We start from the raw sequence: 12893 nt of genomic DNA on the forward strand, positions 1-12893 counted from the left end.
TACTTGTTCTTACGACTTAAAAAAATTTTTTCTTTATTAAGTATTCTTCTCTTGTCCTGTCAAATGCTTCAACCAATCACTGTTTTCTCTACTACAACCTCTCAGTTTACTCAAGAAACAACAACATTAACTGATGAATTAACGGATGACACCCTAACTCCCGACTCCTCTCTTAATTCTGAAGAGGAGTTGGATGACGACTTGTCTCCCATAATCACCGAAAACGATGATACTGAACTTATCTTTGATTACGATGCTTTATCAGAAAAAATCAATGAACTTTTTTGGATAACTTTTACAAGCAATGTAAGTATGACAGAAATAAATATTTACGTTCCAGATAATATCTCTATCGTTTCAGAACAACTCTCTAGTGGTGAAACATCAGAAAAGAACGACAAAGGTTGGACAGTCTATTTTGAAAAAGAACAAACTTCATATCGTATCCCCTTCATTTCTAATAAAGCCGGTACTTTCACTGTGATTTTTGAAGAAGAATACGATATTTCGGTTAATATCAGTAATGATATTCTCAATAATGTCGCAGGAGAAACTGTCCAATCTACGGAAGAAGTAGAGTCTTCGATAGTGGGAAATTCTGAAGAGTTAAGTACTACAAGTTCTACAGATGTTGAGCAATCTTCAGATCTGGAAATAAGTACTTTTGATGAGAGTACTGTTCAAGATGTAGCTACATGGGAAGAATTTGTTCGTGCTTTTGCTGATGTGTCGATAACAACAATCAATATTACTTCTGATTTTGTAACTCCTACAAACCCAAGACTTAACCTTACTGATATTACAACAGGAACCACTTCAAATACCAGTGGTGGTGCAACCTATGTTTATTTAAGCCCCAGTAGTATTTCTAGAACTTTAGTTATCGAAGGTAACAATCACCAGCTAGATTTTCGTTCTGTAGCACTTTGTTTTAACAATACTACCGCAAACAGCAGTAATCCCTGGAATGTAACCTTAAGTAATATAGAAATATACCACGGGAATTACTATGGTCCTATTACATTTAACGATTTGAATACTGCTAACCAGACTGCTAGTAGTATAACTTATCATAATATAACAAATATTGGTAACCAATTGATCCACTCCCCGTATAGCAGTGTCTACCTTTCTGGAAGCACAAGTAGTAGACAAGTAAGTGAGTACACATCTTCTTTTGGTACTTGGAAAACAATTGCGACGGACCAAACAAATATATACGCTTCTAATCTTACTATTCTTGAAGATGCAAATATTATTTTGGAAACAATTGGTGCAGGAAATCTTGATCTTGGGGCAGTTACTCATCCGAATAATAATTTTACAATGGAAAAAAACTCAAAACTAGAGGCTACTTCAAACGGTTCCGGCGGAGAAGCAGATGGTGTTTCACTCTTAGTTAGGCAAGGCGACGTAATAGTAGAAGACGGTGCAGAGATGATTCTAACTCCTCAATCACTTCGCTCGGCTGTTTCATTAAGAGTTACCGGCGCTTCACTGACAATCGATGAAGAAGCTTCAGTAATTATTAATTCTTCTGGTACAAAAAGCAATGCCAATGGGTATTACTATAATATAATTTGGATGGCTGCCGGAAGTATTTTAGAAATAGCTAACGGAGGAAAGTTGGATATTACAGCAGTAGGTATGGGAACTTCTACTTCCAGCATTATTTATGTAAACGGAAATGCTACTTTTTCTGTTGCAAAAGATGGAATTCTTGACGTAAAAAGTGATAGTACCTCGCAATCGCAATACTTACTATACTTTGCTTCAGCTGGTTCTACATTTGAATTTTCTGATGCAGATCACGTAAATTTGGAAAGAACTTCAACTATTTCAGGTACTGCTACCACCAATGGTCTGATTTATATTGCTGGGAGTGGTGGGAAGCTACAAATTGATGTGCAAAATGTGCAACTTTGGAACCGAGATAATTTTACATCAGAACCCGACTTTACTTGGTTACCTATTTTCAACCTTTCTCTTTCTTATGCAGGAAATGCGCCTACGATCTCTTCTGTTTCATCAATAGAACAAACTACGGTTGATACTTTTCAACAAAATTTTACGACTAAAAATGTGCAACGCGTTCTATTTGAAAAAATAGCAGATGTAGAAGTTTCTATCAATGAATTGACTGCAGATAAAACACAGTCGAGTTCTCACGTAATTACTGGAACAGCAACACCCAATAGTGTCTTATATTTTTCCGGGGATTCTGCTATTCCTGAAGGAACTATCATATCTCCGGATGTCTCTTCAAGTACAATGTATCATACCATGGCAGATGAGAATGGTGAATACCGATATGAACTTCCTGATAATAGTTATTTTGCTGAAGGAAACGAGGTTACAGTGTTTGCCTTCTTGAACGGAAAATCTGCAGAAGCGTCTACCATTGTGTCTGCCATCAAAGAGCCTCCATTGCCAGTTGATCCACTTGACCCAGAAACAGAGGTAACGCCTGAAAACCAGCCTCAACTACCGGAAGATCAAGGAGCATTTAGCATTGATTTTGTATCCTCATTTGATTTTGGCAGTCAATCAATTGCTGTTTCTGATAAAACCTATTATGCCAAAGCCCAACAATTAATTAGTGATGAAACTAGTAATGTCTCAGAAACACGGCCTAACTATGTACAAATTACTGATCAACGTTCTAAAGAAGATCGTGGAAGCTGGCAGTTAGCAGTTACTCAAAATCAACAATTCATGAATACAGCCAACGATGCTTTAGAAGGCGCAGCTATTAGTCTATTTAATCAACAATTAACATCAACAAATCAAGATGATCCTCCAGAAATTGCACAACCAGACTCCGTAGAATTGATACCAGGCGTACAGAAAATATTATTAAATGCGTCTTTAACAGAAGGAGTTGGAACCTGGATTTATCGTTTCGGTGATGGGACCACAGCTGAAGAAAGTATTTCACTGTTTGTGCCAGCAAGTGCCTCTCCAAATGCTGATAAATATACTAGTACTCTTTCTTGGCAATTGCGTTCTGTTCCAGAAAACAATTAGGTAAGGCTAATCCTCTAATATAGGCATTGGAAGAATTAATCTAGTTTTATGCTTTCAATGCCCTTTAATTATATCTAAAGTCATATCTACTTTTTTACATTACTACCTATCAAACGAAGATTTATGATCAGGTTACAAAACAAGAATGGAGCTCAATGAATGGAAATGACTGACTCTTTATCTATTTTCTCGAATTTATATTTATCAGCACAACCACTATTTGATTTCTCGAATTCAGCTAATCCAATATTTGGTTATGAATTATTGTTGAGAACTCAAGAAACACAAGTTTTTCCTACTGAATTTTTTGATAGAGTCATTTTATCTAAAACATTGAATGCCGAATTACTAAAATGGTACTACACAGAAATCAAAGGTATACTTGATCACACGAAAAAAATAATCAGTATAAATATCCATCCTCAGCAACTATATTATTCTGAAACGTTCTCTATGCTTGATAAATTAAAAATGCATCATGAACAATTATTAATCGAAATAACTGAACATGATACACATCCCTCCATTTATAGACACTCGGATGCACTATTAGCGAAATCAATTATAGAAATACGAAAAATGAGGTTTAGCACTGCCTTAGACGACGTTGGTACAGGTATCCACACACTTGAAAACATAGTTAGACTTATGGAGAGTGTTGATGTAATCAAATTCTCTACTTTGTCTTTTAAACAATTATATTTAGAAGAAATTTTACTTTTGATCGACTTTTGGGAAAAATTTTCTGAAACTCGAAAAGTTAAGATTATTGTTGAAGGAGTTGATACTCCTATGCTTCATCGAGACTTGTTGTTAAGGAAAATTTTTTTGCAACAAGGATACTATTTATCCAAACCCATTTCTATATCAGATATTGAGCTTTAGATTTTTTTGTACAATTTCAATACAGTTTTTTTCTGAGATAAAAAGGGTGACAAATATATGATACTTAGTAAAACCTATTTTTCAAATTTTATATTTAAAATGAGTTGTTTAGAATACATTTATTCTATTATAAAGGATGATGAAAAAAATTTTGATTTGTCTAACTTACAAAGAGAAGAAATAAAGTAATATTAAGAAGAAAATTATATTTAAAATTAAAGAAATACGAGTAGATAATAGATAAATTTGATTCAAAAGTTAATTTAGAGTAATAACATAAGTCTCTTGAGAGTATAAGGAAAATTGGTCAATTGAAGAGTGAATAACATGATTCCAGTCAAAAAATAGTATAATATTATATGAATTCGTTTTTTTATTCCAAGAAAATAAGCGCACAAAGAAACGAATATCCTCCTTATACTCGTCGTAGACAGAAGACAAGCCATATAATTATAAGGCTTGTCTTTTTTCTTTATTCAACAGGTAATAGCTGAACTATTTAGATATTTGTAAATAATATTTTCAAAGAAATATCTAACATAATCCTCAATTGTTATTAAAAATTTACATTTTCAATTGTTTCCCTTAGTTTCATGTAAAATTATTATTCGATTGCTAATAGCTAGAGTCGTTGGTCGATGAGATACTAACAGGACAGAACGATTTTGTGCGAGTTCTTTAATTGTTTTTAAAATAGCTTTTTCGTTCAAATAGTCCAGATTACTGGTAGGCTCATCCAGTAGAAGTACGGGAGCCCTTTTTAAAAATAAACGTGCCAACCCGATTCTTTGTCGTTCTCCGTCTGAAGGTGTCAGGCTATTTTTTCCGATTCTTGTTTGGTAACCACTTGGTAGCGATATAATCCAATCATAAATTTGGGCTTTTTTACACGCAGCATCAATTTCATCAAGGGAATAGTTTCGGCCGATTCGAATGTTTTCTTCAATCGTAGCTTCAAAGAGAAATGTTTGCTGCTCCATAATTCCTTGCGATTCATGCAATGCCTCTTCAGATAGTTGTTGAATTGATTGATGGTTTACCTGAATTGTCCCAACATCTGGGTCCCAGTATCTTTGAATAAGTTTTACTAATGTACTTTTACCGCTACCACTTTCACCTCCAACACCAATAATCCCATTTTTTTCAAAATTAAATGATAGATTCTTAAAAATCGATTGTTGTTCATGTGAAAAAGAAAGATCTTTTATTTCTAGACTCTCTACTTGATTTATCTTAGTAGAATGGTTCTGGAAAATCACATTCGGTGATTCATTAATTAGCTCGAACAATCTTCTACTGCTGGCCATTGTTGTTAACAGGGAATTTCCTAAACCATTCAAAGCAAGAACTGATCCAAATGAACTTAAACTTAAGACAGTAGCAATTACCGACGTATCCTTAGATAAATTCATATGAATACTAATAATAAGTATAAAAAAAGAAGTAAGAATTAATACACTTTCACTTAAAAACTGCAACCACGTTCCTTGTGTTAATTTCTTTCGATACTCACGGTTTAATTCACAACCAGCTCTGCGTAACTCATTTGACTTTTTTTCTTCTAACTGAAATTGAATAATTTCTGATATACTCTCAATGTTCTCAATTACACCCTGATTTAATTTCAAATTGGCCTTATGCATTTTTGTTCCAATCGTTTGATAATAAAGGTAACTAAAAGTAGGAATGAATACACCAACAATCAATTGTCCTACAAATAATAGAGAAGCTAACCACAAATTAAAAAAGCTTAAAAATCCAACTGTACCTAACGTAGTAAAACAAGCAATCATTACGGGCGAAACTGTATGGGCAAAGAATACTTCCAAAGATTCAACATCGCTCGTAATTGACGTAATTAGTTCAGCACTGTGTTTTCCCGTCACTTTAGCAGGTCCTAAATTTCGAATTGTATTAAATATTTTTTCACGTATTTTTGCCAATAATCGAAAAGCAATATCATGGTTTAAGTATTGTTCAAAGTAGCGACTTACTCCTCGAATCACTCCAAGTATTATCAAAAAAAATAGTAATTGGGGGAAATTTATATCTCTGTCGTTAATGAACGAGAGAGCTTCAAATGTTGCTAGTAAAGGGATTGCTACAACCGATAGATTACTTATAGTTCCAAGAATAACAGCTAAAATCATTTTCCCGGAAAGAGGTCTTGCGAACCCCAGAAGCCAACGTAATTCTTTAAATTTCATTTTTATAATCTCCTTCAAGAATTTCTTCCTCTTCTTTAAAATATGTTTGAAAATAAGAGGAGTACTCAAACAATTCTTCTGGGCTTCCTACTTTCAAACCACTATCTTGGAAAACATAAACTTTATCTGCCTTCAATGCATTATACAAACGATGAGAAATAAAAATAACGATTTTATGTTTCGAGATTTGATGAATTACTTTCAAAATCACTTCTTCACTTTCTTGATCAACTCCAGAAGTAATTTCATCAAATACATAAAAATCAACGTCTTTTAGTAAAGAACGTGCTAGTAAAAGCCGCTGCCTTTGACCACCAGAAAGATTGCGCCCGTTCTCAGATAACTGAAAATTCAATTTCTCTGGCTTACTTTTGAAAAAATCCGCCATATTTACTTTTTCTAGTACTTTCCAGATTTTTTCATCATTTATTGAATCATCTACAATCTTAAAATTTTCTCTTACCGTTCCTTGATATAAATAGCCATGGGAATCAACGTAAAGTGATTTTTGTTGAATAGCTTGTTTAGTTATGCTTTGTATTTCTGTCTCATTCCAATTAATGAATCCCTTGTAACCAGATAGCCGGTGACTAACTAATTTGGCAAATGTACTCTTACCAGAACCAGATCTTCCTACAAATGCGGTTAACTCCCCTTTTTTTAATGAGAATGAGGAAACCTGAAGAATACTTTTACCTTGTTCCTCTCCATAGCTAAAAGAAAACGATCCCGCCAGTTTCTCTAATTGTTCTTCAAATGGTTCAACCCCATAGGCAACTTCCTCTGTCTCTAAGTAATCAAATAGTTTCCCCATCGCACTAATTCCATTCATTGCTACATGAAACAAGGATCCCAGCTGGCGCATAGGGATAAAAAATTCTGCACTTAGCAATATGAATAAAAGTATGCCATTTAAGCTAACACTACCTTCAGTAAATCCATTAAATGCTATTCCTATGACTAATCCTGCTCCAGAATAGGAAATAATATCCATGATAGTTATAGAATTTAACTGCATAGACAATAAAGACATTGTAGATTTACGAAATGTCTCAGCGTGATCATTCACTCTCTTCTGTTGTGCTTCATCTTGATTGAAAGCTTTAAGTGTGCTTAGCCCACTTAAATTTTCTTTAAATAATACTCCAAGATCAGTGTAATTTTTCCAATATTTACCAAGGATTCTTTTGGCAACCTTCATAACACCCATGATAATCAATGGAATTAGCGGCATACAAAGAAGTAAGATGGTTGCCGGAAATGCACCATAATGATATAAGATCATAAAGATAAGCATTGAAGAAAATATACAATAAAATAATTGAGGTAGAAATCTTGAATAATAAATCTCTAACTGTTCAACTCCTTCTACCGCATACTGCATTAATTCAGCAGTCGATAAAGACTGTACTTTACCTAAACGAAAAGATTTTTTGATTACTTGATCCCTAATATTCATTCGTAATTCTGCAGATGAACGATAGATTTGAATTTCTAGATATTTTAGTAACATTAGTTTTATTGATAAAATAATTAAAATTGCAACAAAAAATAAGCCATTCAAAGTTGCCTTTTCCTCTATCAATTGTGTTAAATAATTTGCAAAAAGAAACCAAAGTATAATTGAACAGGCTAAGTTAAGAATTCGAAAAAACACAATCTCTATTAAATTATTTTTGTTGGTCAGTTGGAATAAACGTTTATCAATCATTCACTTGCTCCATCAATTATTTTAGTCTTACTCTTTCTTTTTAAATACCATGTAATACCTATAAGGTGAAATAGATAAACAATTCCCATTGTGACTCTCATCACAAGATTATCGACCAATATACAAGGAACTAAAAAAACAATAAACATTGTAATAAACATTTTAAAAATTCCCTTATTAGTAATTTGCTTTTTAATAATTGGACGATCAACATATTGAGTATAGACATTGGAATGAATAAATTTTTGATACAAACGATCTGAGCTTCTTATCCAAAAAAAAGCTGTAAGTAAATAGAAAACTGTAGTAGGTAAAAATGGTAATATAATCCCTAATGTCCCCAAGCCAAATGTAAACAATCCAATAACGATAAAACTTATTTTTCTCATTGTTATCTCCTAATATTTTTTGATTAATTATAACATATAATCTTTTTAATTGAGAACAATTCTCATTAACGTTTTAGTAAAATATATTTGTCCATAATAATCGGATATATTAAGATACTTTCAAATATTTTTCATTATACTTTTCTCAAAGTAATAATATTTATTTTTATTATTTTAAATTAGTTTAAGAATTCTCATCATTGAGATCCCTGGAGGGATTACCTTAGAAAAGTCCTATAAATTCTGCTTGCGAATATAATATAGAGAAGTTAAAAAAAAACATCTATACCTTTATAAATACAAGAGAATTATGGACGGGAAAAGATTGACATGAAAAAAGCCTTCAGAATGGTGAAGGCTTTTTTCGATTCCACTTAATACATTATTTGAGGGGGAAGACAAGGTCAGAAACCAGTCGAGCATCCTCACTAAAGCAATCAGCATGCTGAAATAAAAAATGGGTACCTGTACTATCAAAAAAAATTAAAAAACTAACATTGTAAACTATAAGAATTGTATTTTCGAAAAAGATAGCTATATTAGAGAATCTTGGGTCAGTCATATATTCGTTTTAACAATTTGAAGCTAATTCGTACGGAAAAATAAAATTCATTCAAAGTAATAATTTGTTAAAAACAAATCTTCTTTCATTCAAAGAAAAAAGTTATTTCATATTTGTATTCTTCAAGCTTTAACTGATAGTGGTCCAATACATCAGGACCACAGCTTCTTGAGCCTACACCATGTTGTTTATGATCCGTATAAAACCAGATACACTCTGAATCATTCAGTTCATGAATATGCTGTGCCGTATCGATCGTTGCTAACGCTTGTTGATGTTGACTAAAATGAAACGGTAGGTGACTTGCCCATCGAAGCTTTAACTGATTCTCGGCACTCACTTCTACCCAACTTGTCTGCATATGATTGCCGCTCTCTTGAGGAAAATGATAGAGGAAACTCATTTTATCACTTGCTTGTTCAAACACATCAACATAGGTGCCATTCTCAGCATCTGGATATGACTCGATCGGTCCTCTTCCTAACCATCGGGTTCTTACAAACTCCTTTGATAGCGCCCATTCTAACCCAATCCTCGGCAATGTTTCTGGATATTGGTGCTTCGGTAAACCACTAACTCGATACTCGATCCGACCGTCAGAATAAAACACCAATTCTTTTTTCTCGTGAATGTGCCAGTAATTCCCAGCAGAACCATGCTTCTCCTCGATCAAAAGCTTAAAATGATTCGAACTTTCTAAGAACCATTCTATAGCGACTAGGTTTGTTTGTATCCGATCGACACCGAATTTGCGCCAGTTTTTTGCGGATACAAAATCGTTGTCTGTCACCGGACGCCAAAACACACTTTTAGGACTTTTCACGAGTAATTTTCCTGCATGGTTTAGTGTCCATTGACCATTTATTCTATTCACTCGCAACGTATAGGCACCGAAGTTTACCAGGATCCTTTCGTCGTTTTCTTCAAAGTGATCAAATGGCAACGAATGATCAGCTTTGCTCACGACTGCTAAAGGTCTTTCTACCGATTCCACGAACAAGGGCAATGAATCCCCTTCATTTAAAGCATCCTCCGTGATCGTTGCTTTAAATAAATTGGCTTTTTGGCAAGCTGTGCGGTCAAAGGGTACACGGCTCACCACTGTTTCATTAGCGGGAACGGAAAGCACAAGTGTTCCTTTTTCTAAAACAGTCTCCATCACCTTATACGCCCATTCGATTGAAACCTTTTGATATGAGAGAAAACGATTCGTATTCGTGACTTTTATTTCTCCAGTAGTAAAGTCCAACGCCAACTGCAACGGTGCTTGCCATCGTTGAATATCAAAATAACTCGGGGATGGGGTTAAATCGGCTTGGACTAACCCATCTAAAACGAAATTATAGTCATTCGGTTGATCGCCAAAGTCCCCTCCGTATAAATACGTCTCTCGTCCATCACGCTCTGCTTTGATCCCTTGGTCCTTCCATTCCCACAAAAATCCCCCTTGCAGCTTAGGGTATTTCTCAAAAAGTTCCCAATATTCTTTTAAAGAACCTGGACCATTCCCCATAGCATGCCCATACTCGCAAAGAATATATGGTTTTTTTATTTCCCTATTTGTTGCGACGTCGATCAATTCATCTAATGGTGCATACATACGTGAATTAAAATCAGCATAGACAACATCTTTTTCATAAGAACTTGCATCGGCGGATAAGCAATCTCTGGACTCCCCTTCATGGTGGATCAGACGGGTTTGATCTGCTTGGCGACACCATCGGATCATCGCTTGATGATTCAAGCCGTTCCCTGACTCGTTGCCGACAGACCAAAATAAGATTGAACAATGGTTTTTATTGCGGCTGACCATTTGCTCCATACGATCTAGATAGGCTTGCTGCCATTCTTTTGAATCACTTATATGATTTTTATTTTTTGCCTGTAGCATACCATGGCATTCCAAATCAGCTTCATCCATAACATACAAGCCATACGTATCACACAATTGATAGAACTCTGGGATATGCGGATAGTGGGCAGCTCGTATCGCATTAAAGTGCGCGTCCTTAATCATACGTATTTCTGTTTCAAGGAATTCTGGTGTCACCGCACGTCCTTTTTCGGTATGAAACTCATGATGGTTGATTCCTTTAAGAAGGATCTGCGTACCATTCACACAAATCTCGCCGTTGATCACTTCAATTTCACGAAAGCCGACTGATTGATAAATCACTTCTTCAGCAGTTTTGATCGTTAACCGATAAAGATTCGGCGTCTCAGCAGTCCAATGATCCGGGTGAACGATCGTTTTCTTAAATACATCCCCTGATGTAAAACAGCCATGCTCTTCAAAAATTTTCATTCCATTGCGTTCTAAATGAATCTCACATGGTACATCTTCCCCTTGAATAGCAAGAAAAGAAAGTTTTAGTTGTGCATCTTGATAATGAGAGTCAAAGTGTGTTTCAACTTTAAAATCCCAGATAGCTTTGTGCGGTCTATAAAGCAAGCTCACCTCGCGAAAAATACCACTCAACCACCACATATCCTGGTCTTCAATATAAGAGCTATCCGACCATTGAAATACTTGCACGACTACTGTATTTTTTCCAACAAGTACCTGTTTTGTAATATCAAATTCAGAAGCATTCCGACTCCCTTTACTAAAACCGATGTATTCCCCATTAAGATAGACGACAAAACAATTGTCTACACCCTCAAAGCGCAAAAACTTACGCATGTTTATGGCATCTACCTCAAACGTCTTTTGGTAAACCGCAGACGGGATCTCAGAGAACGTATACGGAGGATCACAAATAAACGGATATTGGATATTCGTGTACCAAGGTCTTCCATACCCCTCCATCTGCCAGTTGCTTGGTACAGTTAACGTTTGCTGAAAATCCTTTGAGGAAAGCGCCGCCACTTCTTCCTTCGTAAACACATGTAATTTTTCGTTATAACGAAAGCCCCAAGAACCATTCAAGGAGATTTTCCGTGATGAGGCGTTCAATTGATCGTCTAGTCCATAAGGGACATAATAAGCTCTGGCTGAGGCCTTCCCTTCAGAAAGCGCTTGAGGATTCCTTAAGAATTCTGCGTTAAACATGATTTTCTCCTTTACATTCTATTGCTCCCTTAGCCGATACACGGATTCGCGTAAGCAAATCTCTGGTTGAAATTGATAAGGTGATTCTTTTAAAAGCATTTCTTTGTCGGTTCCATTCATCAAATCCAATAATAACTCAGCGCTTAACTCACCAATTTGACTAGCTGGTTGTTTGATGGTGGTAATCATTGGGTTGTGAAAAATCGCAAATGTTGCATCGTCGATTGAAACGATGGAGAGCTCTTCTGGAATCCTGGTCCCTTCTTTTTTAGCGAAAATCAAAAACGCTTCCAAGAGGACGTCACTCGTTAAAACTAACCCGGTAATTGATGGCTCCATCAGTATTTGTTTAAATGCTGACTCACTTTGATACTCCTCAATCTCAAATACATTCACTTGCGATTCATCGATCCCATTTTCTTTAAGCGTCTCGAGATAGCCGATCACCCGACCTTTTCGGTTTGATACACCACTTTTGCTATAGGGATAAGTGACTAAAGCGATTGCTTGATGACCATTATCTATGAGATGTTGCGTGGCAAGTCGAGTTGCACATTCATTATCTAAAGTTACAGATAAAACCTCTAGGTCTGGAATCGTTCGATCGACAAAAACTAAAGGAAAATCCGATTCGTTGAGTGCTTGGTAGTAACTCCTATTTTCGGAATTGGGAAATAAAATGACCCCGTCCACTTGGCGAGCGCTTAGTGAAGACAGATATTGCTGCTCTCGCTCAGGGTTATTATCCGTATTGCACAGAAGCAATTGAATATTCTCCTGTGCAAACTTCCTTTCAATTGCTCTTACAAGATCAATCGTAAATTGAGACGCAATATTCGAAACAATAACCCCTACTGTATTACTCTTTTTAAACGTAAGACTTCTAGCAATCTCATTTGGAATGTAATTAAGCTCCTCTATTGCCGCCTGGATTTTCTTTTGTGTCGCCTTACTCATAAAAGAGTAACGTCCATTTAGATATTGAGAAACAGTACTTTTAGACACCCCAGCAGATTTCGCCACGTCCATAATGGTCACTTTTCCCATCTTATGATCACCT

At 35.4% G+C, this 12893-nt stretch carries 7 protein-coding genes; 2 read left to right on the forward strand and 5 right to left on the reverse strand.

The window, feature by feature from the left end:
• Positions 1 to 3 precede the first annotated feature (3 nt).
• Both IGI86_RS13100 and IGI86_RS13105 read left to right on the forward strand, forming a co-directional pair.
• On the forward strand, positions 4 to 3027 hold the full coding sequence (locus IGI86_RS13100; protein ID WP_430617361.1) for a WxL domain-containing protein: 3024 nt from the start codon (positions 4 to 6) through the stop codon (positions 3025 to 3027).
• A 159-nt stretch (positions 3028 to 3186) separates the two neighbouring features.
• Positions 3187 to 3912: an EAL domain-containing protein gene (locus IGI86_RS13105; protein WP_430617362.1), complete on the forward strand. Its 726-nt coding sequence runs from the start codon at positions 3187 to 3189 to the stop codon at positions 3910 to 3912.
• Positions 3913 to 4484: 572 nt separating this feature from the next.
• Here IGI86_RS13105 and IGI86_RS13110 read toward each other — a convergent pair.
• The 5 genes from IGI86_RS13110 to IGI86_RS13130 form a co-directional block, all read right to left on the reverse strand.
• Positions 4485 to 6119 (reverse strand): amino acid ABC transporter ATP-binding/permease protein, encoded by a 1635-nt coding sequence (locus tag IGI86_RS13110; protein ID WP_430617364.1) that lies wholly within the window; start codon positions 6117 to 6119, stop codon positions 4485 to 4487.
• Positions 6109 to 7830 carry an ABC transporter ATP-binding protein/permease gene (locus IGI86_RS13115; RefSeq protein ID WP_430617365.1) on the reverse strand — a complete coding sequence of 574 codons (1722 nt, stop codon included), beginning with the start codon at positions 7828 to 7830 and terminating at the stop codon, positions 6109 to 6111. The genes IGI86_RS13110 and IGI86_RS13115 overlap by 11 nt, the downstream gene beginning before the upstream one ends.
• Entirely contained in the window at positions 7827 to 8219 is a 393-nt protein-coding gene (locus IGI86_RS13120; protein WP_430617366.1) for a YbaN family protein, read from the reverse strand. Before IGI86_RS13120 ends, IGI86_RS13115 begins: the two co-directional genes overlap by 4 nt.
• 647 nt (positions 8220 to 8866) lie before the next feature.
• A complete protein-coding gene (locus IGI86_RS13125) occupies positions 8867 to 11833 on the reverse strand; it encodes a glycoside hydrolase family 2 TIM barrel-domain containing protein (protein ID WP_430617368.1) in 2967 nt (988 codons plus the stop codon).
• An 18-nt stretch (positions 11834 to 11851) separates the two neighbouring features.
• The gene (locus tag IGI86_RS13130; RefSeq protein ID WP_087628039.1) at positions 11852 to 12880 is read right to left on the reverse strand and encodes a LacI family DNA-binding transcriptional regulator; all 1029 of its coding nucleotides are present in this window, start codon (positions 12878 to 12880) and stop codon (positions 11852 to 11854) included.
• Positions 12881 to 12893 lie beyond the last annotated feature (13 nt).

This window comes from Enterococcus sp. AZ188 (assembly GCF_050544075.1).
Lineage (GTDB): Bacteria > Bacillota > Bacilli > Lactobacillales > Enterococcaceae > Enterococcus_D > Enterococcus_D entomosocium.

Bases quoted from the DNA above. Each gene is read 5' to 3' on its own strand.
- IGI86_RS13105 (WP_430617362.1), top strand. From the start codon at position 3,187: ATGGAAATGACTGACTCTTTATCTATTTTCTCGAATTTATATTTATCA.
- IGI86_RS13110 (WP_430617364.1), bottom strand. From the start codon at position 6,119: ATGAAATTTAAAGAATTACGTTGGCTTCTGGGGTTCGCAAGACCTCTT.
- IGI86_RS13115 (WP_430617365.1), bottom strand. From the start codon at position 7,830: ATGATTGATAAACGTTTATTCCAACTGACCAACAAAAATAATTTAATA.
- IGI86_RS13120 (WP_430617366.1), bottom strand. From the start codon at position 8,219: ATGAGAAAAATAAGTTTTATCGTTATTGGATTGTTTACATTTGGCTTG.
- IGI86_RS13125 (WP_430617368.1), bottom strand. From the start codon at position 11,833: ATGTTTAACGCAGAATTCTTAAGGAATCCTCAAGCGCTTTCTGAAGGG.
- IGI86_RS13130 (WP_087628039.1), bottom strand. From the start codon at position 12,880: ATGGGAAAAGTGACCATTATGGACGTGGCGAAATCTGCTGGGGTGTCT.